Genomic DNA, 26,298 nt, shown 5'->3' on the forward strand with positions numbered 1-26,298 from the left:
AAAAGGGCCTCGCGGCCCTTTCTCTTTAACATCTGAATTTATCGCCTCAGGCGGCCGGAGATTGCGTGGTGCGCTGCTGCGCGAGCGCCGCCAGATCCGCAGGCTTCAGTTCGACCAATTCGCCGCAACCGCAGGCCGATGTCTGGTTCGGGTTCACGAAGGTGAAGCCGGATCGCATCTTGGTCGTCTCGAAATCCATCTGGGTGCCGAGCAGGTAAAGAACGGCCGAAGGCTCGATCCACACCTTGGCGCCGTCCCGCTCGATCAGGTCGTCCTTGGCGTTCGGCACAGTCACGAGATCGATCGTGTACTCCATGCCGGCGCAACCGCCCTTCTTGATACCGACGCGCAAGCCGAGCGCATCAGGACCGGAGTTCGAGGTGATCTGGTTGACGCGCTGTGCAGCAGCGTCTGTGATCGTCATGACAGCAAAGCCCATGGCATTCTTTCCTTCCACGACCGGGTTCAAGGCCCGGTGTTTCTAGATCTGGTGTTTCGAGAGTACGTCTCGTGATTCCAACTTAGTACCGGCGCCTTAACCGATCAATACCATCCGACGGCGACCTGCGCCTCTTCGGACATCCGCTCCGGCGTCCACGGCGGATCGAAGGTCATCTCGACTTCTACGCCGGACACGCCTTCGACGGCGCCGACGGCATTTTCCACCCAGCCCGGCATTTCGCCGGCAACCGGGCAACCGGGCGCTGTCAGCGTCATCATGATCTTCACCATCCGGTCGTCCTCGATATCGACCTTGTAGATCAAGCCGAGTTCGAAGATGTCGGCCGGAATTTCCGGGTCATAGACGGTCTTCAAAGCCGCGACGATGTCGTCGGAGAGCCGCGCCACCTCGTCTTCGGGAATGGCGGACTGGATGATCCCCTCGCGGGCATCCCATTTCGGTATCTGGTCGTCCATGGCCTTCAAAAGTCCTTCAGGAAAAGAAATCGCGGGCGTAGTCGAGTGCATCTGCCAACGCATCCACTTCGGCCCGGGTATTGTACATGCCGAAGGATGCACGGCATGTGGAGGTAACGCCGAAGCGTTTCAAGAGCGGCATCGCGCAATGGGTGCCGGCTCTCACCGCCACACCGCGCCGGTCGATCACCATCGAGATGTCATGCGCATGAATGCCGGCAAGCTCGAACGAGAAGATCCCGCCCTTGCCCGGCGCGTTGCCAATGATCCTCAGCGAATTGATCACGCTCAGCCGCTGGGTGGCATAGGCAGTCAGATCGGCCTCGTGCTTTGCAATCGCATCGCGACCAACCTTGTCCATATAGTCCAGCGCATGACCGAGACCGATCGCCTGCACGATCGGCGGCGTGCCCGCCTCGAACCGGTGCGGCGGATCGTTGTAGGTGACAAAATCTTCGGCCACGTCGATGATCATTTCGCCACCGCCCATGAACGGCCGCATCTCTTTCAGACGGTCCGCCTTGCCATAGAGAACGCCGATGCCCGATGGGCCGTAGAGCTTGTGGCCGGTCATCACGAACCAGTCGCAGTCGATATCGCTGACATCGATCGGCATGTGGACGGCGCTCTGGCTGCCATCGACGAGAACCGGAATACCGCGCTCGTGGGCAATGCGGCAGACTTCCTTGACCGGAACCACCGTACCGAGCGCATTCGACATATGGGTGATGGCGACCAGCTTGGTCTTGTCCGTCAGCGCCTTTTCGAAGTCGTCGAGATGAAAGGCGCCGTCGTCATCGACCGGGATCCAGACGATCTTCGCACCCTGGCGTTCGCGAATGAAGTGCCACGGCACGATGTTGGAATGGTGCTCCATGATGGTGATGACGATCTCGTCGCCTTCACCGATATGCGGCATTCCATAACCGTAGGCGACGGTGTTGATTGCCGCCGTGGAATTGCTGGTGAAAATGATTTCGTCGACGGAACCGGCGTTGAGGAAACGGCGCACCTTTTCGCGCGCCGCCTCGTAGGCATCCGTTGCAGCATTGGAGAGGTAGTGAAGGCCGCGATGCACATTCGCATACTCGTTCGAGTAGGAATGCGCGATCGCGTCGATCACGGCCTGCGGCTTCTGGGCAGACGCCCCGTTGTCGAGATAGACCAGCGGCTTGTTGCCATGCACCATGGTCGAAAGGATCGGGAAATCCTTTCGGATCGCTTCGACGTCGTAAGCTGTCGCAGGTGTGATCTGGTCCATGTCATGCCTCATTTGCGGACGCGCGCCTTTAAAATCAGGCGTGCTTTTCGAGCCAGTCGGAGATGACGCCTTCCAGCGCTTCGACGAGCTTTTCTTCTTCCAGTTCCTCGACAATCTCCGCCACGAAGGCGTTGACGAGCATGGCCCGTGCCCTGTTTTCCGGAACGCCGCGCGCCATCAGGTAGAAGAGATGGTTGCGGTCGATATCGGAAACCGTGGCGCCGTGTCCGCAGATCACGTCGTCGGCAAAGATTTCGAGTTCCGGCTTCACCGAGAAATCGGCGTCGTCGGACATCAGAAGCGTGTTGCACGCCATCTTCGCATCGGTCTTCTGCGCGTCCGGGGCGACCTTGATCATGCCCTGGAATACGCCGCTTGCCTTGTCGAACAGGACGTTGCGGATGATTTCCGTGGAGCTCGTGTGCGGAACGTTATGACCGAGAACCATCGTCACGTCCGTATGGGTATCGCCACCGAGCAGGTTGACGGCACGCAGCGTGAACTCCGATCCCTCGCCCTGAACGTCGACGCGAAGCTCTTGGCGCACCAGCTTGCCGCCGGCGTTGACGATGAACAATCGCAGCTTGGTATCGGTACCGAGCGAAATGCGGATCTGACCGAGATGGGTGTCGTCAGCCCCTTGAGTCTGGAGGATGATCCAGGTGATCTCTGCACCGTCCTGCAGCGTCAGGTCACTGATCGACGACACGAGTGCCGCATCATCAGTCACCGCGCAGTGACGCTCGATGATCGTTGCCTTGGACCGGGCTCCGAACACCGCCGGAAACCGCGTATGGACCTGGCCGGCGCCGTGAACCGCCTGAAGTTCGATCGGCTGTTCGACCGCAACGTCAGCCGGTACGGAGAGCGCGAAGCCGTCCCGCACGAAGCTGCCGTTGATGCGAGCGATCGCGTCGTCCCTGTCGAACGCCGCAAGACCCGCCACGGCCGAACCATCGGCGAGCTGGTCCCTGAAGACCGAAAGCTCGACGCCATCGATCGTCGCGCGGTTGTCCGCTACGCCCTGAACGATCGAAAGGACTTTCGCCCCTTCGACCAGCGGTGCGATCGGATCGACCGAAACGCCACCGACGACGCGCTCTGGAATGGCGCGCAACAGGTTCTTCAGATCCGTATAGTGCCAGGACTCGATACGTCGCGTCGGCAGGCCGGACCGCTTCAGATCGTCGAGAAGACGATCGCGGGTTCCCGTGACGGCACCGTTGCCCGGCAATTCGCCAACCTGGGCCGCAAAGGCCTCGACGAGCGCCGTTTCGGCGGCCGTCAGCCGGACGGGCTGATTGATTTGCATGTTCATGCCAAATTCCTTCCCGCGTCTCAGGCTGCTCTGCCGATGATGTCCGCGTAGCCATTGGCCTCGAGTTCGAGCGCCAGCGCCTTGTCACCGGTGCGGATGATCTGGCCCTTGTAGAGGACGTGAACCGTATCCGGCACGATATAGTCGAGCAGGCGCTGGTAGTGGGTAATGACGATCGTCGCACGATCCGGCGACTTCAGCGCATTGACGCCATCAGCCACGATCTTGAGCGCATCGATGTCGAGGCCGGAATCGGTCTCGTCAAGCACGCAGAGCAAAGGCTCAAGCAGCGCCATCTGCAGGATTTCCGCACGCTTCTTCTCGCCGCCGGAAAAACCGACATTGAGCGGACGCTTCAGCATATCCATGTCGATCTTCAGCTCGGCAGCTGCTTCCTTGACGCGACGGATAAAGTCCGGCGTCGTCAGTTCGGCTTCGCCGCGCGCCTTGCGCTGTTCGTTCATGGCCACCTTGAGAAACTGCATGGTGGCGACGCCCGGGATCTCGACCGGATACTGGAAGGCAAGGAAAATGCCCTTGGAGGCACGCTCCGCCGGATCGAGCTCCAGAATGCTTTCACCGTTCAGAAGAACTTCTCCCTCGGTGACTTCGTAGTCCGGACGGCCGGACAGGATATAGGACAGCGTCGACTTGCCGGAACCGTTCGGCCCCATGATGGCGGCAACTTCGCCAGCCTTCACGGTAAGGTTCAGGCCACGGATGATTTCGGTGCCGTCTTCGGCAATGCGGGCATGCAGGTTTTTGATCTCAAGCATAGGTCTATCTTTCCGGATACTCTTTAGTGACGCGCCAGGCGCGCTATTCAAATGACAGGCCGATCAGCCGACGGAGCCTTCGAGCGAAATCCCGATCAGCTTCTGCGCTTCGACCGCAAATTCCATCGGCAGCTGCTGGATGACATCCTTGACGAAGCCGTTGACGATCAGGGCGATCGCTTCTTCTTCGGGAATGCCGCGCTGCATGACGTAGAACTTCTGGTCGTCGGAGATCTTCGAGGTCGTCGCTTCGTGCTCGATCTGGCCCGACGAGTTCTTCACGTCGATGTAAGGCACGGTATGCGCACCGCACTTGTCGCCGATCAGAAGCGAATCGCAGTTGGTAAAGTTACGGGCGTTTTCAGCCTTGCGATGGATGGAGACCTGACCGCGATAGGTGTTCTGCGAGACGCCTGCCGAAATCCCCTTCGAGATGATGCGGCTCGACGTGTTCTTGCCGAGGTGGATCATCTTGGTGCCACTATCGATCTGCTGGTGACCGTTCGACACGGCGATCGAGTAGAACTCGCCGCGGCTATCGTCACCACGCAGGATGCAGGACGGGTATTTCCAGGTGATCGCCGAACCGGTCTCGACCTGGGTCCAGGAAATCTTCGAACGGTGGCCGCGGCAATCGCCACGCTTGGTGACGAAGTTGTAAATACCGCCCTTGCCCTGGGCATCGCCCGGGTACCAGTTCTGAACGGTCGAATACTTGATCTCGGCATCGTCGAGAGCAACGAGTTCGACCACTGCGGCATGCAGCTGGTTCTCGTCGCGCTGCGGCGCCGTGCAGCCTTCGAGATAGGACACGTAAGCGCCTTCCTCGGCAATGATCAGCGTGCGTTCGAACTGGCCGGTGTTCTTCTCGTTGATACGGAAGTAGGTGGACAGTTCCATCGGGCAGCGAACGCCCTTCGGCACGAACACGAACGAGCCATCGGTAAACACGGCAGCGTTCAGCGTGGCGTAATAGTTGTCGGTGGCCGATACGACCGTGCCCAGATACTGCTTGATCAGGTCCGGATGCTCGCGAATGGCTTCCGAGATCGACATGAAGATCACGCCGGCCTTCTGAAGTTCCTTCTTGAAGGTCGTGACAACAGACACGGAATCGAACACCGCATCGACGGCAACCCGCGGCTTGTCGACGCCCGCAAGGATTTCCTGCTCGCGCAGCGGAATGCCAAGCTTTTCATAAACGCGCAGCAGCTCGGGATCGACTTCCTCGAGCGACTTCGGACCGGACGTAGTCTTCGGTGCGGCATAGTAATAGAGATCGTTGAAGTCGATCTTGGGGTAATCGACGCGCGCCCAGGTCGGCTCTTCCATCGTCAGCCAGCGCTTGTAGGCGTCGAGACGCCATTCCAGCATCCATTCGGGCTCCTGCTTCTTGTCTGAAATGAAGCGGATGATGTCTTCCGAAAGGCCCTTGGGCGCCTTGTCCACTTCGATAATGGTTTCGAAGCCGTATTTGTACTGATCGATATCGATCCCGCGGACCTGATCGATTGTTTCCTGGACAGCTGGCATGTTCATTCTCCAAATCTTGCCGGTTCAAATTCCGGCAATTCTGTCATGTCTCCGGGAGGTTCTGTTCCTCCCGTATGTAGGCGCCAAAAGGCGGTTTTCACACCTTTAGGCAAGTAGAAAGTTGCGCTCGCACAAATTAGAGCGCTGTCACGCCGCAACGCCTTGGGCCTTGCGACGGGCTGCGATTTTGGCAAAAGCCGCAACCGCACGCGTAATGTCTTCGTCTGTCGTGTCGGGGCCGAGCGAGATGCGCAGGGCACCCAGCTGTGGATCCCGGCCCATCGCCGTCAGCACATGGCTCTCGCCGACCTTGCCCGAAGAGCAGGCCGAACCGGCCGAAAGCGCGATGCCTTCAATATCGAAAGCGATCTGACCCGTTTCCGCCTTCAGCCCCGGGAGCGTGAAGAAGCAGGTATTGGCGACGCGGGGAACATCCGCGCCATGGATCATCACATCGGCAGCAGCCTTGCGCATCTCGCCTTCGAGACGATCCCGCAACGCGCCTATACCGGCATTCCGATCATCGAGGTCTTCGCTCATCGCCGCAGCGCCGAAGCCGACGATCGCGTGAAAATTCTCGGTCCCGGAACGGTGACCCTTCTCCTGCCCGCCGCCACGGATCAGCGGCTTCGGCATCAGCACTTCGCCACGCGAAATCAGGGCGCCGACGCCCTTCGGTCCGCCGATCTTGTGCGACGAGATCACCATGAAGTCGGCATCCAGCCTGTTGATATCGACCGGGATGCGACCGACAGCCTGCACCGCATCGACGACCAGAAGCCCGCGATGCCTGTGGACGATCTCCGCAGCCTCCGCCACCGGCTGGATTACGCCCGTCTCGTTATTGACCAGCATCAGCCCGACCATCGGAAGGCCAAGAGAATGGTCATGCGCCGCCAGCAGGGTTTCCAGCGTCGAGAGATCCGCGATGCCTGTTGGCGTCACCGGTATCTCGATCACTTGGGCAGGATCAAACCTGCCGCCTTCGCGGATCGCCGGATGCTCGATCGCCGAAACGTAGAGAGCGCCGATCGCGACGGGCGAACGGCCCATCCGGTAGTCAGGCGTCAGAACGTGGTTCGAGGCCTCCGTCGCACCGCTGGTAAAGGTAACATGCGCCGGATCTGCGCCGACCAAGGCCGCAACCTGGCGCCGCGCCTTGTCGACGGCCGCGCGCGACAACCGGCCCTCACCATGCACCGACGATGCGTTGCCCGGAAGCTGAAGGGCCTCCAGCATCGCAGCACGCGCCGGCGCACTCAAAGGTGCCGTCGCGTTCCAGTCGAGATAGGTGCGGTTCAACGCCATTGCCTGATCAGATTCCGTCCCTAATTACCGTTGGGCCTCATCTAGGGTTGCCGCAGGCCGCATTTTTCTTGAAATTCCGGCCACGCTTGCCTTAAGAGACATCGCATCGGGCGCTGCCAAGGCGGCCCCAATTTCGAATGGTTCTAAACTGGGTTTTAGAAAAGCTGAGCGGCTTCGTCAAGTCAAACTCGACGGATGAACCGTGGATAGCAACCCAGTCTGGTATCAGATCACGTTTGACCGACCGGAGTACCGATGCCCGAAGTGATTTTCAACGGCCCTGCAGGCCGCCTGGAGGGCCGTTATCAGCCTTCCAAGGAAAAGAGCGCGCCGATCGCCATCATCCTGCATCCGCATCCGCAGTTCGGCGGCACGATGAACAACCAGATCGTATACCAGCTCTTCTACATGTTCCAGAAGCGCGGTTTCACGACACTCCGCTTCAACTTCCGTTCGATCGGACGCAGCCAGGGCGAGTTCGACCACGGCGCCGGTGAATTGTCCGACGCAGCCTCGGCACTCGACTGGGTCCAGAGCCTGCATCCGGATTCCAAGAGCTGTTGGGTCGGTGGGTATTCCTTCGGCGCCTGGATCGGCATGCAGCTTCTGATGCGCCGCCCGGAAATCGAAGGCTTCATCTCCGTTGCGCCGCAGCCGAACATCTACGACTTCTCGTTCCTTGCCCCCTGCCCCTCGTCCGGCCTGATCATCAACGGCGATGCCGATAGAGTTGCGCCTGAAAAGGACGTCAACGGCCTCGTCGAGAAGCTGAAGACCCAGAAGGGCATCCTCATCACGCACAAGATCGTCGAGGGCGCGAACCACTTCTTCAACGGCCAGACCGAAACGCTGATGGGCGAATGCGAGGATTACCTCGATCGCCGCCTCAATGGCGAACTCGTCCCCGAGCCGGCTGCCAAGCGCATCCGCTAAGGCTACTGTGCATCGAAGAAACAAAAATGGCCGCGTTTGCGGCCATTTTCGTATCTTCAGTTGACCGGTCGCACATGTGCCGCACGCGGACGCCCATCGTCTGACGTCGCTTCATGAACCCGGTTACGGCCAGCCCGCTTCGCGGCATAGAGCGCCACATCCGCCTGCCGGAACATTTCGTCGAGCGCGTCGGGGCTGGTGAGATTGGCGACGCCGAAACTCGCCGTGATCCTTGAGGTGGGTGGCAGACCCGCCACCGACATCGCCATCGTGCCGCCCCTCAGAGCCTGAGCCACCATCAGCGCAACGTCCATCGGCGTGTTGGGAAGGAACACGGAGAACTCTTCGCCGCCCATCCGGCCGACGATTGCTTCTTTTGGCGCGCACGAGGAAAGCAAGGTCCCGAAACTCTGGATCACCATATCCCCGGCATGATGCCCATAGGTGTCATTGATGGTCTTGAACCTGTCGAGATCGCATAAAACCACCGCATGCGGTCCGTTTGGAAACGTCGCGATTGCGGATCTTACCCGGCGCTCGAAGCCGCGCCGGTTTGCAAGACCCGACAGAGCATCGCTTTCCGACACGCTGCGTTCATCGGCCATGATTTCGAGCACCAGCACCGACAGCAGGGTCAGGCCGACCGCGACCATCAGAACAGCCGTCAGGCTCTGGGAGATCAGCGCATAGTCGGTGCGGATATAATCTGTCGCGACGGACCCGGCACCAACGGCGATCGCAAGTGCGGCCTTCGCAATGAAATGAACCCCTGTGACCGCAAGAAGCGCGCACACGACCTTATCGATCAGCAGTTGCCGGTTCGAGCGCAACAAAGCCTGCAGAACCACGCCGGCGCTTGCGAGGATGACCAGGGCAAATGGAGTCTGGTAGGAAAATGCGTGAAGCGGCGTGCCGGGCCGCAGATCATAGACGAAGACGTTTCCGAAGGAGCTCACGGCGAACATCAATCCGGCAAGTCGACGGTTGATGCGAACGTCATAGAGACTGCCAATACCGAACAGCAGGAAAATCATGCCACCGAGAACGGTTGCAAAAGCTCCGATGGCCCAGGGACGCGGCCAGGGCAGATAGGCGACGGCAATCTCGCAAACAGCGGCCAGTGAAGCGACGCCGAAACCGGCCCCGAACCAAAGCGCGGCAACGCGCGACCGACTGCGGGTGGAAACAACCGCAAACACGATACAGAAACATATCGCGACGACGAAATTCACCCCCAGGAAAAAAACTGCCCCGTTCATCAACCCAACAATGCATTTAGAAAACAAGGAATGCCGCAGTCCTGCCTTCACCTTAGTGGCTTGGCAGAAAACAAAAGATTAATGAACCATGACGGCGAGTCACAGATAAGTGCAAGCGCATTTCGCTGCATTTTTGGAGTGATAAACCACCAAAACAGTGCTAGACGCCGGCTCTCAAGACAAAAAACGCATCCACAGAGAAGTAAGATGTCCAGGTTCAAGTCCGATTTCCTCCACACGCTCAATGAGCGTGGCTTCATTCACCAGATTTCCGACGAATCGGGTCTCGACGAACTGTTCGCCAAGGAAACCGTGACGGCCTATATTGGCTTTGACCCGACGGCACCAAGCCTCCATGCGGGCGGTCTCATCCAGATCATGATGCTGCACTGGATGCAGCAGACCGGCCACCGGCCGATCTCGCTGATGGGCGGCGGCACCGGCATGGTCGGCGATCCCTCGTTCAAGGACGACGCTCGCCAGTTGATGACGATCGACACGATCGAAAGCAATATAGCTTCCATCAAGCGCGTCTTTTCCAACTACCTGAGCTACGGCGAAGGTCATAAGGATGCGCTGATGATCAATAACGGCGACTGGCTGCGCGATCTCAACTACCTCGAATTTCTGCGCGATGTGGGCCGTCACTTCTCGGTCAACCGCATGCTGTCCTTCGACAGCGTCAAGACGCGCCTCGACCGCGAGCAGTCGCTGTCCTTCCTCGAATTCAACTACATGATCCTTCAGGCCTATGATTTCGTGGAGCTCAACCAGCGCTACGGTTGCCGCCTGCAGATGGGCGGCTCGGACCAGTGGGGCAATATTGTCAACGGGATCGACCTTGGTCACCGCATGGGGACACCGCAGCTCTACGCCCTCACCTCGCCGCTTCTGACGACATCGTCGGGTGCGAAGATGGGCAAGTCCATGAACGGCGCGGTCTGGCTCAACCCGGACATGCTGTCGGCCTATGACTTCTGGCAGTACTGGCGCAACACCGAGGACGCAGACGTCTCGCGCTTCCTGAAGCTCTACACCACTCTGCCCATGGACGAGATTGCCCGCCTCTCAGCACTTGCCGGTTCGGAAATCAACGAGGTCAAGAAGATCCTCGCGACGGAAGTCACCGCCATGCTGCACGGCCGCGACAATGCCGAGCAAGCGGCTGAAACCGCCCGCAAGACGTTCGAGGAAGGTGCGCTTGCCGACAACCTGCCGTCGATCGACATCGCATCGTCGGAACTGGAGGCTGGTCTTGGCCTCCTGGCACTGATCGTCAAGGCAGGCCTTGCAGCCTCCAATGGCGAAGCTCGCAGGCATATTCAGGGTGGCGCCGTGCGCATCAACGATACGGCGGTCTCGGACGAACGCGCCGTCATCGGCACCGGCGACGTCACGGCCGATGGCGTGATCAAGCTGTCGCTCGGCAAGAAGAAGCATATCCTCGTCCGCCCGGCCTGAGTGCCAACGGTCTGCAGAACAATGAAAAGGCCTCGTTCGCGAGGCCTTTTTTTATTGGAACTCGAAGATCTGTCGGAACACACCGGGCGCGATGATCGACAGCGGATTGATCGTCAGCTTCGGCTTGTCGAAGACGCCTTCGAGCTTGAAGGTGATGCCGATCAGTCCGCGGTCTCGTCCGTTGCCGAGAATGGCACCGATCAGCGGCTATTGACCTTCTTTGCAAGCTCGAACATTCTCACCATCATGAACACTGGCTCCGCAAACATCATCCGACGCCGACGCTGCATGACTGTGCAGCGTGGCGTGTTGATTCTGCGGTGGCGTTAGTTTCCGGAGGGATAGCCCTCCCCACCATCATGGGACTTCCCGGAACCTGCCCACCCCTATGTCGGCAGGTTTTTTGTTGTCTGAACCCTCAAATCAGGGAGCAAGCATGACCTCGACGCCAGCCCTTATGCCCATCAAGTTTCGCAGCGCAACCCAAGAAGATTGTGCCCATCTCGTTCTTTTCGCGGACATGGCAACACGCCGACTGACCTCATTCCTGTGGGGGAACATGGCTTCTCCCGGAGAATCGGCGTGCGAGATCGGCCGGAACGTTATCCGCAATGACGAGGGTCATTTTACCCACTTCACGAATTGGCGTATCGCCGAACATAAAGGCCAGAGCGTTGGTGCTTTAAACGGGTATATAATTCCAGAAATATCCGGTCCAGCTCCTAACATGGAGGTCGTAAAACCGCTCAACGAGTTGAAAGCACTGGCTGCCGGGACGTGGTATATCTCTGCCGCTGCGATCTACCAAGAATTCCAGGGTAAGGGGTTCGGGAAGGCACTGCTGGTAGAAGCGGAGCGCGTGGCCCGATCTGCAGGAAGCGACCGTCTGACGCTCATGGTTGGCAGCTTCAACGCGAAAGCATATGGCATATATCAGGCAAGTGGCTTTACCGAATGGAGCAGACGGCCATTTTTCCCGTTTCCTGGTTCAGATGAACCGGGAGAATGGATTCTGATGGGCAAGCATTTACCGCAGAAATCCTAAGTGAAGCGAGAAATTCGAAACCGCCTTTTATTCAGGGTGATATCTATCCCAAAACTCACTCACAAAAGTCGGAGTTTTGCGAACGTTCCTTCCGAAAGAAAGTATTATAGATTTAAGTTAGAGGCCTCGTTCGCGGGGCCTTTTTTTTATTGGAACTCGAAGATCTGTCGGAACACACCGGGCGCGATGATCGACAGCGGATTGATCGTCAGCTTGGGCTTGTCGAACACACCTTCGAGCTTGAACGTGATGCCGATCAGTCCGCGGTCTCGTCCGTTGCCGAGAATGGCACCGATCAGCGGAAGCTCGCCGAAAAGCCGGTTGATTCCATAGGCCGGCATGAAGGTGCCGGTCATGTCCATGCTGCCGCGGGCGTCGCGCAGCATGCCCTGGAATGTCGCGCCGATCTGCTCGCCACGAACGATGCCGTTGGCAACAGAGAGCGCACCGTTCCGGTAAACGAGCGAGGCAAAACCGCGCTGGAAGCGCGCGGCGTTGAGATCGATTTCCTTCTTGACCGCCTTGCTGAGGCTTTCCCCATCCCGGCCCACAGGGGTCGACACCAGCGATTGCAGGCGCTGCTCGTCCACCAAAGCGAAGCTTCGGATGTCGACATTGCCGGCCCAGTCGGACCCTTGCGATCGCAGCCGCAAATTGAGAAGACCGCCCCGCATGTTGTTGTAGATATTGGCAAACCGCACGACGGCGCCGGCATCGCCGCTGGTCATCGAGATCGTGTTGCCCTTCGTTATGTCGCTGACAACCGCCTGCCCGCTTTCCGTTACGGCGGAAAGGTCGGCCGAGGCAATGTCGCCATCGCGTATCGCAAACAACAGATTGACGTTCGACAGGGCCTCGTCGTTGAAGCCGACCATGCGATCGAGCTTGGCACGGATCGTCGCGCCACCGCTGCTTTTGGCAGAGGAACCCGACCCACTTGCACTAGGCGTAGCCGAGCGAAGTTTGGTGATGATAGGCCTTATATCGGCAGAGGATCCGCCGATCGACACATCGAAGACACCCTTCGACTGCTTCACCGCAACGCTGAAATTATCGGACGGCGACAGGCGGGCGCTCGAAAACTCCGCCGACGAGAGGCTACCATTGGTGAGGACGATATTGCCCTGCGCGCCAAACCCGTCGCCCACCAGTTCGAAGTTCTTGAGCTCTGTCCGCTGGAGGCCCTCCCCGGCAATCTCGAACTGCGCCTTGGCACCGACGCCGTTGCCCTTCGTCCAGCCGATGCCCGGGATCGAGAGCGCAGAGCGCGTCAGATCGAGGCTGACGCCTTGCCTGGTATCATCGAGCCTGGTCAGTTCCACGCTGATCGTGCCCTGGACGATCTCCGAGAGACCGGGCACCAGTTTGTCCCTCTGGCTGTCGCTGAGAACTGCCTTGATGACCTGTTCACGCTTGACAGTCGACGCGCTGTCGATCGGCTGCACGAGGGTGACGTCTGCCGGCACCTCGTCGATCGCAGCCTTCGCGCTCAGTCTGGCGGCCTGCGGATCGATATCGAGCGTGCCGTCGATATTGGAAATCTTGCGACCGGACACCGGCGTCGCCAGCGCAACGTCGCGCAGATCCGCATGCGCATTCCAGACCGGCTTCGGCGGGTTCTGGTCATTGACCAGACCAAACTGCGCCTTCACATCCACCTTGGCAGTGCCGGAAAAATCCGATGGCTTGAACTCTGTGTTTTTTAGACCGTTGATGGGCTTGAAACTCGTGAGTTCCGCGATGGCATCCGCCGGCCCGCTCAGTTTCAGCGCGATATCGGCCATCAGCGGCTTCGCGTAGGTCGATGGGATCGAGAAACGCCCTCCCTCAACCTTGACCGCGCGCCCCGACGGAAAAAACGAACCCGCTTGCGTGATGTCGACCTGCATCGCTTCACCCTTCAGGTCGAAACGGCCGTAGATGTCGCGAAGCGGCGGGATGTCGGCGGGCAGGTTGACGCGCCCGTCGGCAAGGTCGAAACTGATCTGCAGTTCGTTGCGGTTGAGATCGAGCGGAACGCCCGGTCCCTTCATCCGTCCTGCCGGAATGAAGACGGCGATGGAGCCGTTGCTCAGCGTTCCCCCGAACATGTTTCCCATCACCCAGTCGCGTGCCTTGCGGGCCATCCAGAACGGCCAGAGCTGCTTGATTGCAGTCACCTGCATCTGTGGCAACTGACCGCCGAAGCTGATTTCCGGAGATTGCGTGCCGAAGCGCACTTTCAGTGCAGCGGCCATCCGCCCAAGCGGACTGGACATCGCCATCTCGTCGAACTGCAACTCGCGATCGGCCGAGAGATAGCGTCCGACGGCTTTCAGATCGAACTGTGCCGGTTCTTCGGCGTTCGACGCGCCGGCTGCTGTTCCGCCGCTGACAAGGAGATCGAGACCGAACCCCGGCCGGTGGTCTGCCGGATCGACCCTGTTGAGATCGACGACCGCGCCGGTGAACGGAAGGACAGTCGGGCCAAAACGCGCTTCCGATCTCTGGATTTCGATCGCGTCCTTGGTGAAATCATAGGCGACATCGATATCCGCGCCGCTGAAGGGTTGCTCGATACTGTCGAAATAGAACCTTCCTGGCGACTGCTTGAGCTTTGCGGTGATGACCGGAACAGTGGTCTCGCGCGAACGGGTCGCAGCAAGTTCAAGATCGACGGCACTGTCCAGCCCTTCGCGCGGCATCCCGGCTGCATCGCGATGCAACAGGAAAGACGTCACGTCCAGCCCCATGAGCTTTGCGGAAAGTCCGGTCGTCACGCCTTCGATAGTCTGGGATCCTGCCACCAGCGTTGCCTGGCGGTCGTTAAGGCTGACGATCCCCCTGATATCGATCTCGCCCTCGATGTTGCGCTGCATATTGAGCTCGTTGACGACGAACATCAGCGGCTTCTGGCCAGGGGCAGACGGCAGCACGATTTCGATGCCGGCAATCCTAACGAATGCGGTGCCGGTACGCTCGATCAGGCCGCGCACTTCATCAAGGCGCTGGAACGCCTGCTCGAGCAGCTTCGGCATCGCATCGACGCGAACCTGAGACAGCGCCATAGGATCGCCTGCTGGCAACTGCGCCGTCTCCAGCCGAATGCCTTGCGCGGAAATGTTGTTGATGGAAACGCGACCACCGAGAAGCTTCATCGGATCGATCGCCATCCGCAGCGCTTCGGCACGGCTCAGCCGCTGACCGCTCGCTTGCTCGACGATATCCACGTCGCGCGCCTCGATCGCGATCCGCATCACCGAATCAAACCGGATCGCCGTCGAACCGACCGAAGCGACATAACGGGGCCCGATCGCGTTGTTGAGGGCCGACTGTGCCCGCGCCGTCAGTGCGCCGTCGACGACGCCGCTCTCGATGGCGACAATCGCAGTTCCGGCGGCAGCCAGAATCAGCATCGTAAACAGCAAAAAGGTCTTGCCCACGCGGCGCATGCGCGATCGGCGCGGTGGGCAGTGTACGATAATGGGATCTTCCGCCTGTGCAGAGGGAAGTTCGTGCAGCGGAACCATATCCTTGCGGTTGAAGCTGACCTTTTCGCCGCGAATTTCCGCCATCAGGCTGACATTACCTTCTCAAGACCCGCTGCAGCCTGACTAGACGCAACGGGCACCAATAGACTACCGATGGGCCGACAATTGCTCAAGATCCCGGCGAAAGAAAGGAAATTCATGTCTGAATTGGCCATTGGCGACATCGCCCCACAGTTCGATATTCCCCGCGACGGCGGTGGTACCGTCTCGCTGCAGACGTTCGCCGGCAAGCCGGTCGTTCTCTACTTCTATCCAAAGGACGATACCAGCGGCTGCACCACCGAAGCGCTGGCGTTCACGGCCCTCCTCCCCGAGTTCGAGAAAGCCGGCGCCGCCGTCATCGGCGTGTCCCCGGACACGGTGAAGAAGCACGACAAGTTCGTCGAGAAACATGCGCTCGCAGTGATCCTCGGATCGGACGAGGATACCGCCGTCGCAAACCTCTACGGCGTCTGGAAGGAAAAGAGCATGTACGGGCGCAATTACATGGGAATTGACCGCACGACGTTCCTGATCGATGCCCATGGCCGGATCGCAAATGTCTGGCCGAAGGTAAAGGTTGCCGGTCACGCCGAAGAGGTGCTGAAAGCCGTACAGGCCCTGTAAGCCAGACACCTCCCTGTCGCATGTTGATGCGAAATTGCGGTGTCACGCCTCCTGCTCTGCGGCACGAAAAACAACGGTTTGTTAACTATAAAGCGGTCTAGTGCGGAGGAAGGATCACCGCGCACGACTCGTCTCATGCGCATCTTCAGGAGCAGAAGGTGGCAAACGGAACTCAAAGCCGCGTTTTTGGAAATCGTGCTCCCGAGCACGTTCTCATTCTCGCAAGCGGCGAAAAGATCCGCCACATGACGATCCGCCCCTGGATGGCGGCAGTCTCCGTCTGCGTCGTCGGCGCGTTGGCGATCGGATATCTCGGCGCCACCAGCTATCTCGTGATCCGCGACGATCTGATCGGCGCAACGATGGCGCGCCAGGCGCGCATGCAGCATGATTACGAAGACCGGATCTCTGCCCTGCGCGCCCAGCTCGACCGCATCACATCCCGCCAGTTGCTCGATCAGCAGGTCGTGGAGCAAAAGGTCGAGAAACTGCTTGAACAGCAAAACGCCCTCTTTTCGCGGCACGGCAAGCTTGGTTCGCTTCTAGACCGCGCGGAAGAATCGGGCATCGTCCCGTCCGCCGGCACCTCGTCGTCACCAGCTTCAGCCTATCAGGCAGAAGGCAAGGACAAGCAGGCATCCGTCAGTCATGGACTGGACGCGATCGAAGGCCTGTTGTCGAACCATTCCGCTCCGGCGGATCTCGGCGTCGCCAATCCATTGGCCTACACCCCGCTTCGCGAAAATCTCGCGGATCGAGCCGACCGCATCTTTTCCAAGGTGACTCTGTCCTTGAAGGACATCGAGAAGCGCCAGATCGTCAAGATCGCCGATCTTACCACTGGCGCATCGCAGACGGCAGACGCCATCACGTCCATCCTCCGGCGTACGGGCGTGCAGGTCGCGGCCGCTCCTCCGACCGAACCGGACCCGGGTATTGGTGGGCCCTACGTCCAGCCTCAGCTGTTCTCGGACACGTTCGACACATCGCTCGATGATCTCGATTCCGCGCTTAACCGGCTCGAAAGCGTCCGCGACGTGGCGCGCGAGCTGCCGTTCGGAAACCCGGCCCCCGGCCGTTCCGTCACCAGCCGGTTTGGTAACCGGATGGACCCGTTTGTCGGACGCCTCGCGCTGCATGCAGGCATCGATTTTCAAGCCGAGACCGGTGACGACGTGAAAAGTACGGGCGCTGGCAAAGTCGTTGTCGCCGGTCCCTCAGCAGGCTATGGCAATCTGGTCGAGATCGATCATGGCCAAGGCATAACCACGCGCTATGGCCACATGTCGCGCATCCTTGTCAGAGCCGGAGAGACTGTGGCTCCCGGCGAGGTGATCGGACGTGCAGGCTCCACCGGACGGTCCACGGGACCGCATGTTCATTACGAAGTGCGACGCGACGGTTCGCCGGTCGACCCCGTGCATTTCCTGAACGCCGGTATGAAGCTCTACAATTATCTCAATTAGGCCGCAAAGATGCGCGAGAGGTCCGGAATGGGTCATGCGTTGCGAAACTGAGCGCGTTCGACAACACATTGGAAGCCTTGCCGCCTCTATTCACCACATCCGGCAGCAATATTCCGGGATTTCTTGACTTTCCGGCATTTTGGTCCTATGTCGCGGGCCAGTTGTCGTACGCCAGTTACCGTCGGCACCGGATCACTTCCCCGAATTGCAACGGAAACAGATTTCCCTTTGACCACATTCGCTGATCTTGGCCTTAGCCAGAAAGTACTCTCTGCAGTCACCGACTCGGGCTACACCATCCCGACACCGATCCAGGCTGGTGCCATCCCCTTTGCCCTGCAGCGCCGCGATATTTGCGGCATCGCGCAGACGGGAACAGGCAAGACGGCATCCTTCGTGCTGCCGATGCTGACACTTCTGGAAAAAGGCCGTGCCCGCGCCCGCATGCCACGGACGCTGATCCTCGAGCCGACCCGCGAACTCGCGGCACAGGTCGCCGAGAACTTCGAAAAATACGGCAAGAATCACAAGCTGAACGTCGCTCTCCTGATCGGCGGCGTGTCGTTCGACGAACAGGATCGCAAGCTTGAGCGCGGCGCCGATGTGCTGATCTGCACGCCAGGCCGCCTGCTCGACCACTGCGAGCGCGGCAAGTTGCTGATGACCGGCGTCGAGATCCTGGTGATCGACGAAGCCGACCGCATGCTGGACATGGGCTTCATCCCGGATATCGAAAAGATCGCCAAGATGATCCCGTTCACGCGTCAGACGCTGTTTTTCTCGGCAACCATGCCGCCGGAAATCCAGAAGCTGGCCGACCGCTTCCTGCAGAACCCGGAACGCATCGAGGTGGCAAAGCCTTCTTCGACAGCAACGACGGTGACGCAGCGCCTGGTCGCCGCTCACAACAAGGATTACGAGAAGCGGGCAACCCTTCGCGACCTGATCCGCGCGCAGGACGACCTGAAGAACGCGATCATCTTCTGCAACCGCAAGAAGGATGTCGCCGACCTGTTCCGCTCGCTCGAGCGCCACGGCTTCTCGGTCGGCGCGCTCCATGGCGACATGGATCAGCGCTCGCGTACCAACATGCTGGCAGGCTTCAAGGACAACCAGATCACGCTACTGGTCGCCTCCGACGTCGCAGCGCGCGGTCTCGATATTCCCGACGTCAGCCACGTCTTCAACTTCGACGTTCCAATCCATGCGGAAGACTATGTCCACCGCATCGGCCGTACCGGCCGTGCAGGACGGTCCGGTCGTGCATTCACGCTTGTGACAAAATCCGATGCTAAGTATCTCGATGCGATCGAAAAGCTGATCACTCAAAAGATCGAATGGCTGAACGGTGACATCGCTGCCCTGCCGGCACCGATGGAAAGCAGCGACAAGGGTCAGGAACGCGGCCAGGGTCGCGATCGTGGCGGCAAGCGTGGCGAGCGCGACAAGGATCGCGGTCGCGGCAAGCGCGCCGAGCAGACCAGGAGCGTAGAAGCTCCGGTCAAGATTGCAGAACCGACGAGCCAGGATGATCGGAGCCAGACGGAAAATATGATTGAAGCCAGGGTAGAAGACGTAAAGCGCGAACGTAGCGCCGACAGGAAGCCGCAGAACAATGGCGCACAACGCGCTCCTCGCCCGGCCCCTGCTCCGAATCCTGCCAATGACGACAACCGCGAGCGTCGCCGTCACTACCGCGACCACGATGACGGCCCGACACCAGTTGGTTTCGGCGACGACATTCCGGCATTCATGCTGATCGTCGCCAACGCCAAGGTCTGAATTTGTCCTTGAGACCCGGCATAGACTTTCCCGGCGTCGGCGCCGGGTTGGTCATTTTGCGGGATGATGGGAGGGTTCTCCTCTGCCGTCGCCTGAAGGCGCCGGAAGCCGGTTACTGGAACATCGTCGGCGGCAAGGTCGATAAGATGGAGCCGTCCGCGGATGCGGCACGTCGTGAGGCCGAGGAAGAAACCGGCCTGTCGATCGGCAAAGTTGAGTTTCTCTGCACGACTGAACAGATCCTCCCGGAAGACGCACAACACTGGATCTCCATGATCTACGTCACACGCGATTTCTCCGGCGAGCCACGCTTGACCGAACCGGACAAGCTTTCGGATCTGGGATGGTTTGACCCTGCCGATCCGCCAATGCCACTCTCGGCCTTCTCGATCCGCGCATTTGAACATCTTTCCAAAATCTGAACACACAACTTCCAGCCCGCGGCGGACGTTGATAAAACAGCAACGCAAAAAGCCGTCCCGGTTTCCCGGAACGGCTGCCCGTGATGAAATAGCGTTGTATTTTACGTCAGATGGAAACGCACCGACTGCTCGGTAAGCCTGCATCCCCCATTACGATGCCTATTTTAGCGCGAAACCTATTGCCTATTCAATACGCGAAATCTCGCAGTGCCAAAAATATAGGTTACTTGTCAATTTCACTCCGGATTGCGGCCTCGTAGGCCAGTCTTGTCCACTTTGACATGAGGTCTGGGTCCTCAAACGCATCTTCCGGTACCGTCCAGTAAGGCATCATCACGGACTTGCCCTTCTTGCCTTCGTAGCTCCACTGCCGCGCGCCTGCAGAAGCGAACTCAGGCGCGCTCACGGCATCGGCTTTCAGCATCAGTTCGTCGCGCAGCTCGATCGCGACGATGAGGCCCTGATGGTAGATGCCCTTGCCGCCGAACATCCGACGGATGCTGACGGGCCCGAGCCCTTCGAACATCTCTTCGATCGCGATAGTATCCATTGTCACGTCCTCAGAACGCCACCTGCAGCAATGACGGCTTCGGGCGTATCCACATCAAGATGGGCTGCCGGACCGATATCGACATCGATCACCGGAAGACCGGAGGTTTCGATAATCGCCCTTGCGCCGACATCGCCCTGCAGGTTCCGTACAGCATCATAGGTGGCGCGCGGCAGAACAACCGGATTGCCGCGCTTGCCGTTGGAGACTGCGCGCACGATCGCCTCGCCACCGGCGTCACCAAAGGCACCGAGCAAGGCATCGATATGGCTGACGGTCACGCCCGGCATATCTGCCAGCATGACGAGGACGCCATCTGCTGCCGCGACATCCGGCCGCGTGAATCCGGCAATCAGAGAGCTCGCCATCCCCGCTTCATGGGAGGGGTTGTCTTGGAGACGGACGTCGAGCGATGAAAGCTCGGCCGCAATATCCTGCTGCCGGTGACCGGTGACAACGACCACGGGTGTGGCCTTCGAGGCCAACAGCATCTCGGCGGAGCGGCGCACGAGCGGCACACCGTCAAACTCAGCAAGCAGCTTGTGAAGGCCACTTTCGCCCATGCGCCTGGCCTGACCGGCGGCCAACAGGACAGCCGCAACCGAAAGCGAGACATCGTCCTTGCTCTCGCTGCGGTCCCGCGGCGCAGGCCTTGTCGGGATCTCCATCAAAAGTCCTCCCACACCCAGTGCGGCAATATCGTCCGATGTCGGTCTTTCACCGGCAAGCAGCCGGTGGAGCATCCAGTCAAAACCGTTTTCCTTCGGAGACCGTGCACAACCGGGGGCTCCCAGTACCGTGACACCACCAATATGGCCGTAAACAAGAAGATTGCCGGGATCGACCGGCATGCCGACGCGGATCACCTCACCGCCAGCGGCTCGGATCGCAGCCGGAATGACGTCCTCTTCATCGGCAACGGCGGACGCACCAAACACGATCACCAGCGAAGGCTCGCGACAGTTCCCGAGATCAAGCGCCTGCAGTGCGCCGGTCAGGGCGTCATGCGTATGCGGAATACGGATTTCGCGCACCAGTGTGCTGCCCGAAAGTGCAAGCCGCTGCTCGATGAGCTTCGCCGTTCGGTCCATCACCGACGTCTTCAGCGTCGGAAGCTCCGTTGCAATCAACGTGACAACATGAGCCTCGAACGGTTTGACCTCAAACGGTGTAGAAGCCCCAAGCAGCGCCACAGCCTTCCCGAGACAATCGCCATCGACAGCGAGCGGAATGATCTTGAACGTTGCGACCATGTCGCCTGCCTTGACCGATACGCGATCCTTGAGACAGGCAAGCGTGATCGACGGGTCCACGCCGTTGAGCGCGTTGACGACGTGCGTGTTGGCGACGAACAGACCGGCCGTTGCCGCATAAACGTTGACACGTCCCGTTGCTGGCTCCGAAAACGTGAGGTGATCAGGTGCGATTGCGGCGGCCAGCATTCCCGCCGCTTTGTCTTCAAGAACGTCTCCTGCATCTAGCCGCACGCCTATGACGGAAGCGATACCCTCTTCGCGAAGACGCTCGATGTCATCAGGCGCTAGCCGGTGACCCTTGTGCAGTCGTCCGCGCTGACCTTCAAACCGGATTGAATGGGCAAGCACTATGTTTTCGGCCTCACGCAACGGGAAGCTGGCGTATTTCATTCCCTAACCCTGCGTAAGGAGGTCGCGCCGTCGCAACGACCTGACGATGTCGGCAAGTGTGGCAAGCGCAATCTCGGCCGGGTTCGCAGCACCGATGTCGAGACCGATCGGCGCTGAAATCCGGGCAATCTCTTCCACGGAATGTCCCATATCCCTCAGTCGATCAGCGCGCTTCGCATGAGTTTTGCGGCTACCGAGCGCCCCGACGTAAAAACAGCCCGCCTTCAGCGCCTGCGACAAGGAAAAATCATCGATCTTCGGATCATGCGTCAGGGCCGCGACAGCCGTATAGCTATCGAACGGTCGCTCTCTCAGCACGTCTTCGGGCCACTCCGCGATGACATCGACATCACCGAACCGTTCTTCGGTGGCAAAGGCCGTCCGCGGATCGATGATCGTGAGGTCGTAGCCCGCCACCGGTGCCAGACGGGCGAGCGCCTGGCTGATATGAACCGCGCCAATCACGACGATCCTTGGCGGCGGCAGATAGACATTGATAAACAGAATGCGATTGTCGATTTCGACGCTCGTGGCCTTGCCGCTGCGCATCGCGTCCGCGATGGCGGCACCAAGCGGACCCTCCGGAACCGTTTCCTCGGAAACAAGAGAAATTTCGCCCGACGCAAGGTCGGTTATTGTCGCTGAGGCCCGTCTTTCCTGCCGGGCGCCGTTGAGACGCGCCAGATCATCGAACTTCATCGGCCGAGCCTTTCCACATAGACGCGGATCTTGCCGCCGCAGGAAAGCCCGACCTGCCACGCCGTCTCATCGGCGACGCCGAATTCCAGCATCTTCGGCGTGCCTGACGAAATCACCTCGATCGCCTCGGTAATCACCGCACCCTCGACGCAGCCACCCGAAACGGAGCCGACGAAATTTCCCTCGCCATCGATCGCGAGATGGCTTCCGATCGGACGTGGTGCAGATCCCCAGGTCTCGACGACGGTTGCGATCGCCACGTCGCGGCCGCTTTCGGCCCAATTCTGGGCGGTGACGAGTGGATCAAGACTGGATGTGACGGTCATCGGTGCCTTTCAGACGGCAATTTTCGAAACACGCATCGGCGCGTCGTGACGATATGGAAGCCTCACCCGCGCTTTTCCACGTCTGCGCGCAGTTTTTATCGTCGTGACGCGATTCTCTTTGACCGGTCGGATGGGAAAGCTAAATGTGCTGGAACGCAAGCCGCAATGAGTTAAGGGAAGGCATGGACATTCGCACTTTGATATCAGCCGGCCTGTTTGCCTCATTCCTCGCTGCTCCGTCTGCATCGGCTGCGATCATCGGCGTGGTCGCACCGAAATCGGGTCCATACGCCCTCCTCGGAGCCCAGATCTACCAAGGCGCCCGTGCGGCCGCCGAGGCCAATGGCGATACGCTGGTGGAGCTGGACGAGAGCTGTGACGAGAATGGCGGGCTCGCGGTATCGAAGTCTCTGACGGATGCAAAGGCCAGCGCGGCCATCGGCTTCCTCTGCGTGGAAACGCTGACGACGGCGCTGCCCGCCTTGAAGGCCGCCGCTATTCCAGCCGTTTCGGTCTCGGTGCGGTCGAAGATCCTGATGGAGGATGCACTTCGCAACGACTGGCCGTTTTTCCGTCTGGCACCAACCGAAACCGCCGAAGCGGATGCTGTTGCATCTGCCATCCTATCCCGCTGGAAGGCCGAGCCGATCGCATTCATCGACGACGGCACGATCTATGGCCGCGAGCTCTCAAGCGCCGTTCGCCAGAAGCTGGAACCGTCAGGCATCCGCCCCGCGTTCACCGACGTGTTCAGGCCAGGCCAGGAGCAACAGATCGCTCTCGTCCGCCGCCTGGCAAAGGCCGGCGCGACTCATGTCTTTATCGGTGGCGACCGCAACGATACCGCCATCATCGTTCGCGACGCTGCAGCCGAACGCATTTCCCTGACAGTCATGGGCGGAGATGCGCTCCGTGCCGCAAACCGTCCTGTTGGCCTTGCCAACGGCGTGCTCGCGGCAGCCCTTCCGGATTACGCAGTTGCGCCTGAAGCTTCCACCGCCGTCACGCAACTTCGCGCAGGCAATGTCGAGCCGGAAGGCTACGTTCTGCCCGCTTATGCGGCAACGGAACTTGTTCACCGGGCGGTGACCGAGACGTCCAATGGTCGTTCCCTGACCGACACTCTTGCGGCAGGCTCCTTCACGACCGCGATAGGTCCTGTCGCCTTCGGCCCGGACCACGAATTGAAGCAGAACCCGTTCCGTCTGGTGGAGTGGCAAGGTACGGACTTTGTGGAGATCGGGCCCGCCACCTACTGATGGTCTGGCCAGGCGATTGTTCCTGTCGCCACGGGATGATAAAGCCTCCCTCAAACCGGAGACCCATCCCATGACCCTGCCGATCCGCATCGCCCCGTCCATTCTTGCCGCCGATTTCTCCAAGCTTGGCCAGGAAGTCATCGACGTTGTGCAGGCCGGCGCCGACTGGGTGCATCTTGACGTCATGGATGGTCATTTCGTCCCGAACATTTCGTTCGGACCAGATGTCATCAAGTCGCTGCGATCGCATACCGATGCGTTTTTCGACTGCCACCTGATGATCGCGCCGGCCGACCCCTATCTCGAAGCCTTCGCCAAGGCCGGCTGTGACGGCATTACCGTCCACGCCGAATCGGGTCCTCATCTGCATCGCTCTTTGCAAACGATCCGCAGCCTCGGCAAGAAGGTCGGCGTGACGCTCAACCCGGCAACGTCGCTGTCGTCGCTCGAAAACGTGCTCGATGACGTCGATCTGATCCTGATCATGAGCGTCAACCCAGGCTTCGGCGGCCAGAAATTCGTCCCCGCCATGCTCGACAAGATTCGCGCGACGAAGTCCCTGATCGGTGACCGCCCGATCGAGATCGAAGTCGACGGCGGCATCACCGCAGACACGATCGGCGCTGCGAGCGCTGCAGGCGCCAACGTCTTCGTTGCTGGCTCCGCCATCTACAAGGGTGACGGCATCGACGCCTATCGCACCAATATCGAAGCACTGAGAACAGCGGCAAGCGGCGCGCGCTAACCATCCGGCGCCCTCTTTCCTGCAAACAAACCCGAAGTTATTGAGCTTTGGCCCGCTTGTTGCTACAGGCTGGGCAACACTTGACAGGAAAGCCGCACGCTCATGATCCCTCGCTATTCCCGGCCCGAGATGGTCGCCATCTGGTCGCCAGAGACGAAGTTCCGCATCTGGTTCGAAATCGAGGCGCATGCCTGCGACGCGCTTGCCGCGATCGGCGTGATCCCGAAGTCGGCGGCTGAGACAATCTGGGAAAAGGGCGGCAGCGCAACGTTCGATGTCGCGCGCATCGACGAGATCGAAGCCGTCACCAAGCATGACGTCATCGCCTTCCTCACCCACCTCGCGGAATTCGTCGGCCCCGACAGCCGGTTCATCCACCAGGGCATGACATCCTCGGACGTCCTCGACACCTGCTTCAACATCCAGCTCGTGCGGGCGACCGACATCCTGATCGCCGGCATTGATCGTGTTCTTGAAGCCCTCAAGACCCGTGCCTTCGAGCACAAGGATACGGTCCGTATCGGCCGCAGCCACGGCATCCATGCCGAGCCGACCACGATGGGCCTCACCTTTGCGCGCTTTTATGCGGAAATGTACCGCAACAAGACCCGTCTGCTCGAAGCCCGCGAAGAAGTTGCCACCTGCGCAATCTCTGGCGCCGTCGGCACGTTTGCCAACATCGATCCCCGCGTCGAGGAGCATGTCGCAGCAGCGCTCGGCCTGAAGGCAGAACCGGTTTCCACGCAGGTCATCCCGCGCGACCGTCATGCGATGTATTTCGCGGTCCTCGGCGTCATCGCCTCGTCGATCGAAAACGTCGCGATCGAAATTCGCCACATGCAGCGCACGGAAGTTCTGGAAGCGGAAGAATTCTTCTCGCCCGGCCAGAAGGGCTCGTCGGCCATGCCGCACAAGCGCAATCCTGTTCTGACAGAGAACCTGACCGGTCTTGCTCGCCTCGTGCGCATGTCGGTGGTTCCGGCGATGGAAAACGTTGCTCTATGGCACGAGCGTGACATCAGTCACTCGAGCGTCGAACGCGCCATCGGCCCGGATACGACCGTCACCCTCGACTTCGCCCTCAACCGTCTCGCCGGCGTCATCGAAAAGCTGGTGATCTACCCAGAGAACATGTTGAAGAACATGAACAAGTTCAAGGGTCTGGTCATGAGCCAGCGCGTCCTTCTGGCGCTTACGCAGGCAGGCACGTCGCGCGAGGATGCGTATCGCCTCGTTCAGCGCAACGCCATGAAGGTCTGGGAGGAAGGCAAGGACTTCCTCGAAGAGCTGCTGGCCGATCAGGAAGTCCGGGCCGCCCTTTCCGAGGAAGAGATCCGTGAGAAGTTCGACCTCGGCTACCACACCAAGCATGTCGACACGATCTTTACCCGGGTCTTTGGCGAAGCCTGATACCAGCAACTTGATATTGAAATCACACAAACACAGATAAGCGGC

At 59.8% G+C, this 26,298-nt stretch carries 23 protein-coding genes; 10 read left to right on the top strand and 13 right to left on the bottom strand.

What is annotated here, in order from left to right:
* Positions 1 to 46 precede the first annotated feature (46 nt).
* The 7 genes from sufA to ACQY1K_RS09040 all read right to left on the bottom strand — a co-directional run bounded on the left by sufA (position 47) and on the right by ACQY1K_RS09040 (position 7,114).
* The gene (sufA, locus tag ACQY1K_RS09010; protein WP_430257126.1) at positions 47 to 439 is read right to left on the bottom strand and encodes a Fe-S cluster assembly scaffold SufA; all 393 of its coding nucleotides are present in this window, start codon (positions 437 to 439) and stop codon (positions 47 to 49) included.
* A gap of 104 nt (positions 440 to 543) precedes the next feature.
* Positions 544 to 918, bottom strand: a complete 375-nt coding sequence (locus ACQY1K_RS09015) for an SUF system Fe-S cluster assembly protein (protein ID WP_062456735.1) — start codon at positions 916 to 918, stop codon at positions 544 to 546.
* Positions 919 to 934: 16 nt separating this feature from the next.
* Positions 935 to 2,179: a cysteine desulfurase gene (locus tag ACQY1K_RS09020; protein ID WP_430257127.1), complete on the bottom strand. Its 1,245-nt coding sequence runs from the start codon at positions 2,177 to 2,179 to the stop codon at positions 935 to 937.
* Between the two features lie 34 nt (positions 2,180 to 2,213).
* Positions 2,214 to 3,497 (bottom strand): Fe-S cluster assembly protein SufD, encoded by a 1,284-nt coding sequence (sufD, locus tag ACQY1K_RS09025; protein WP_430257128.1) that lies wholly within the window; start codon positions 3,495 to 3,497, stop codon positions 2,214 to 2,216.
* 20 nt (positions 3,498 to 3,517) lie between these two features.
* Complete coding sequence (gene sufC / locus ACQY1K_RS09030; RefSeq protein ID WP_113110547.1) at positions 3,518 to 4,273, bottom strand: Fe-S cluster assembly ATPase SufC; 756 nt, start codon at positions 4,271 to 4,273, stop codon at positions 3,518 to 3,520.
* Between the two features lie 63 nt (positions 4,274 to 4,336).
* Positions 4,337 to 5,806 carry a Fe-S cluster assembly protein SufB gene (gene sufB / locus ACQY1K_RS09035; RefSeq protein WP_184653217.1) on the bottom strand — a complete coding sequence of 490 codons (1,470 nt, stop codon included), beginning with the start codon at positions 5,804 to 5,806 and terminating at the stop codon, positions 4,337 to 4,339.
* A gap of 147 nt (positions 5,807 to 5,953) precedes the next feature.
* Complete coding sequence (locus ACQY1K_RS09040; protein ID WP_430257129.1) at positions 5,954 to 7,114, bottom strand: cysteine desulfurase family protein; 1,161 nt, start codon at positions 7,112 to 7,114, stop codon at positions 5,954 to 5,956.
* A gap of 255 nt (positions 7,115 to 7,369) precedes the next feature.
* Here ACQY1K_RS09040 and ACQY1K_RS09045 point away from each other — a divergent pair, with 255 nt between their 5' ends.
* Positions 7,370 to 8,047 (top strand): alpha/beta hydrolase, encoded by a 678-nt coding sequence (locus tag ACQY1K_RS09045; protein ID WP_062580802.1) that lies wholly within the window; start codon positions 7,370 to 7,372, stop codon positions 8,045 to 8,047.
* 56 nt (positions 8,048 to 8,103) lie between these two features.
* On the opposite strand, the gene ACQY1K_RS09050 is transcribed toward ACQY1K_RS09045, so the two are convergent.
* Complete coding sequence (locus ACQY1K_RS09050; RefSeq protein WP_192086442.1) at positions 8,104 to 9,306, bottom strand: GGDEF domain-containing protein; 1,203 nt, start codon at positions 9,304 to 9,306, stop codon at positions 8,104 to 8,106.
* A gap of 207 nt (positions 9,307 to 9,513) precedes the next feature.
* On the opposite strand from ACQY1K_RS09050, the gene tyrS reads away from it, so the two are divergent.
* Positions 9,514 to 10,767: a tyrosine--tRNA ligase gene (gene tyrS, locus ACQY1K_RS09055; protein ID WP_430257130.1), complete on the top strand. Its 1,254-nt coding sequence runs from the start codon at positions 9,514 to 9,516 to the stop codon at positions 10,765 to 10,767.
* Between the two features lie 436 nt (positions 10,768 to 11,203).
* The gene (locus ACQY1K_RS09060) at positions 11,204 to 11,812 is read left to right on the top strand and encodes a GNAT family N-acetyltransferase (RefSeq protein WP_430257131.1); all 609 of its coding nucleotides are present in this window, start codon (positions 11,204 to 11,206) and stop codon (positions 11,810 to 11,812) included.
* 146 nt (positions 11,813 to 11,958) lie between these two features.
* On the opposite strand, the gene ACQY1K_RS09065 is transcribed toward ACQY1K_RS09060, so the two are convergent.
* Positions 11,959 to 15,366 (bottom strand): DUF3971 domain-containing protein, encoded by a 3,408-nt coding sequence (locus ACQY1K_RS09065; RefSeq protein ID WP_430257132.1) that lies wholly within the window; start codon positions 15,364 to 15,366, stop codon positions 11,959 to 11,961.
* A 114-nt stretch (positions 15,367 to 15,480) separates the two neighbouring features.
* Between ACQY1K_RS09065 and bcp the strand changes: the two genes are divergently transcribed.
* From bcp to ACQY1K_RS09085, 4 genes are all read left to right on the top strand, one after another.
* A complete protein-coding gene (gene bcp, locus ACQY1K_RS09070; RefSeq protein ID WP_430257134.1) occupies positions 15,481 to 15,948 on the top strand; it encodes a thioredoxin-dependent thiol peroxidase in 468 nt (155 codons plus the stop codon).
* A 158-nt stretch (positions 15,949 to 16,106) separates the two neighbouring features.
* Complete coding sequence (locus tag ACQY1K_RS09075; protein WP_430257135.1) at positions 16,107 to 17,414, top strand: M23 family metallopeptidase; 1,308 nt, start codon at positions 16,107 to 16,109, stop codon at positions 17,412 to 17,414.
* Between the two features lie 228 nt (positions 17,415 to 17,642).
* Entirely contained in the window at positions 17,643 to 19,196 is a 1,554-nt protein-coding gene (locus tag ACQY1K_RS09080; RefSeq protein WP_062456700.1) for a DEAD/DEAH box helicase, read from the top strand.
* Positions 19,193 to 19,618, top strand: a complete 426-nt coding sequence (locus ACQY1K_RS09085) for an NUDIX domain-containing protein (protein ID WP_430258950.1) — start codon at positions 19,193 to 19,195, stop codon at positions 19,616 to 19,618. Before ACQY1K_RS09080 ends, ACQY1K_RS09085 begins: the two co-directional genes overlap by 4 nt.
* 223 nt (positions 19,619 to 19,841) lie before the next feature.
* Here ACQY1K_RS09085 and ACQY1K_RS09090 read toward each other — a convergent pair whose 3' ends face one another.
* From ACQY1K_RS09090 to ACQY1K_RS09105, 4 genes are read right to left on the bottom strand one after another with little or no spacing between them, the layout of a single operon-like run.
* Positions 19,842 to 20,168, bottom strand: a complete 327-nt coding sequence (locus ACQY1K_RS09090) for a TfoX/Sxy family protein (protein ID WP_430257136.1) — start codon at positions 20,166 to 20,168, stop codon at positions 19,842 to 19,844.
* Positions 20,169 to 20,170: 2 nt separating this feature from the next.
* Positions 20,171 to 21,814: an NTP transferase domain-containing protein gene (locus tag ACQY1K_RS09095; protein ID WP_430257137.1), complete on the bottom strand. Its 1,644-nt coding sequence runs from the start codon at positions 21,812 to 21,814 to the stop codon at positions 20,171 to 20,173.
* 3 nt (positions 21,815 to 21,817) lie between these two features.
* Positions 21,818 to 22,513: an XdhC family protein gene (locus tag ACQY1K_RS09100; RefSeq protein ID WP_430257138.1), complete on the bottom strand. Its 696-nt coding sequence runs from the start codon at positions 22,511 to 22,513 to the stop codon at positions 21,818 to 21,820.
* Entirely contained in the window at positions 22,510 to 22,839 is a 330-nt protein-coding gene (locus ACQY1K_RS09105; RefSeq protein WP_062456684.1) for an XdhC family protein, read from the bottom strand. Before ACQY1K_RS09105 ends, ACQY1K_RS09100 begins: the two co-directional genes overlap by 4 nt.
* Before the next feature lie 197 nt (positions 22,840 to 23,036).
* Between ACQY1K_RS09105 and ACQY1K_RS09110 the strand changes: the two genes are divergently transcribed.
* The 3 genes from ACQY1K_RS09110 to purB all read left to right on the top strand — a co-directional run bounded on the left by ACQY1K_RS09110 (position 23,037) and on the right by purB (position 26,253).
* The gene (locus ACQY1K_RS09110) at positions 23,037 to 24,098 is read left to right on the top strand and encodes a branched-chain amino acid ABC transporter substrate-binding protein (RefSeq protein ID WP_430258952.1); all 1,062 of its coding nucleotides are present in this window, start codon (positions 23,037 to 23,039) and stop codon (positions 24,096 to 24,098) included.
* 70 nt (positions 24,099 to 24,168) lie between these two features.
* Positions 24,169 to 24,843, top strand: a complete 675-nt coding sequence (rpe, locus tag ACQY1K_RS09115; RefSeq protein ID WP_430257139.1) for a ribulose-phosphate 3-epimerase — start codon at positions 24,169 to 24,171, stop codon at positions 24,841 to 24,843.
* Positions 24,844 to 24,945: 102 nt separating this feature from the next.
* Positions 24,946 to 26,253 (top strand): adenylosuccinate lyase, encoded by a 1,308-nt coding sequence (gene purB, locus ACQY1K_RS09120; RefSeq protein ID WP_062456678.1) that lies wholly within the window; start codon positions 24,946 to 24,948, stop codon positions 26,251 to 26,253.
* The last annotated feature ends 45 nt before the right edge of the window (positions 26,254 to 26,298 follow it).

This window comes from Neorhizobium sp. IRS_2294 (assembly GCF_050500145.1).
Classification (GTDB): Bacteria; Pseudomonadota; Alphaproteobacteria; order Rhizobiales; family Rhizobiaceae; genus Neorhizobium; species Neorhizobium soli.

What these genes read in the sequence shown, in the direction of transcription:
- sufD (WP_430257128.1), bottom strand. Translation starts at nt 3,497, where the DNA reads ATGAACATGCAAATCAATCAGCCCGTCCGGCTGACGGCCGCCGAAACG.
- tyrS (WP_430257130.1), top strand. Translation starts at nt 9,514, where the DNA reads ATGTCCAGGTTCAAGTCCGATTTCCTCCACACGCTCAATGAGCGTGGC.
- ACQY1K_RS09020 (WP_430257127.1), bottom strand. Translation starts at nt 2,179, where the DNA reads ATGGACCAGATCACACCTGCGACAGCTTACGACGTCGAAGCGATCCGA.
- bcp (WP_430257134.1), top strand. Translation starts at nt 15,481, where the DNA reads ATGTCTGAATTGGCCATTGGCGACATCGCCCCACAGTTCGATATTCCC.
- purB (WP_062456678.1), top strand. Translation starts at nt 24,946, where the DNA reads ATGATCCCTCGCTATTCCCGGCCCGAGATGGTCGCCATCTGGTCGCCA.
- ACQY1K_RS09040 (WP_430257129.1), bottom strand. Translation starts at nt 7,114, where the DNA reads ATGGCGTTGAACCGCACCTATCTCGACTGGAACGCGACGGCACCTTTG.
- rpe (WP_430257139.1), top strand. Translation starts at nt 24,169, where the DNA reads ATGACCCTGCCGATCCGCATCGCCCCGTCCATTCTTGCCGCCGATTTC.
- ACQY1K_RS09095 (WP_430257137.1), bottom strand. Translation starts at nt 21,814, where the DNA reads ATGAAATACGCCAGCTTCCCGTTGCGTGAGGCCGAAAACATAGTGCTT.
- sufB (WP_184653217.1), bottom strand. Translation starts at nt 5,806, where the DNA reads ATGCCAGCTGTCCAGGAAACAATCGATCAGGTCCGCGGGATCGATATC.
- ACQY1K_RS09105 (WP_062456684.1), bottom strand. Translation starts at nt 22,839, where the DNA reads ATGACCGTCACATCCAGTCTTGATCCACTCGTCACCGCCCAGAATTGG.
- ACQY1K_RS09045 (WP_062580802.1), top strand. Translation starts at nt 7,370, where the DNA reads ATGCCCGAAGTGATTTTCAACGGCCCTGCAGGCCGCCTGGAGGGCCGT.
- ACQY1K_RS09090 (WP_430257136.1), bottom strand. Translation starts at nt 20,168, where the DNA reads ATGGATACTATCGCGATCGAAGAGATGTTCGAAGGGCTCGGGCCCGTC.
- ACQY1K_RS09060 (WP_430257131.1), top strand. Translation starts at nt 11,204, where the DNA reads ATGACCTCGACGCCAGCCCTTATGCCCATCAAGTTTCGCAGCGCAACC.
- ACQY1K_RS09050 (WP_192086442.1), bottom strand. Translation starts at nt 9,306, where the DNA reads ATGAACGGGGCAGTTTTTTTCCTGGGGGTGAATTTCGTCGTCGCGATA.
- sufC (WP_113110547.1), bottom strand. Translation starts at nt 4,273, where the DNA reads ATGCTTGAGATCAAAAACCTGCATGCCCGCATTGCCGAAGACGGCACC.
- ACQY1K_RS09015 (WP_062456735.1), bottom strand. Translation starts at nt 918, where the DNA reads ATGGACGACCAGATACCGAAATGGGATGCCCGCGAGGGGATCATCCAG.
- ACQY1K_RS09100 (WP_430257138.1), bottom strand. Translation starts at nt 22,513, where the DNA reads ATGAAGTTCGATGATCTGGCGCGTCTCAACGGCGCCCGGCAGGAAAGA.
- ACQY1K_RS09065 (WP_430257132.1), bottom strand. Translation starts at nt 15,366, where the DNA reads ATGGCGGAAATTCGCGGCGAAAAGGTCAGCTTCAACCGCAAGGATATG.
- sufA (WP_430257126.1), bottom strand. Translation starts at nt 439, where the DNA reads ATGGGCTTTGCTGTCATGACGATCACAGACGCTGCTGCACAGCGCGTC.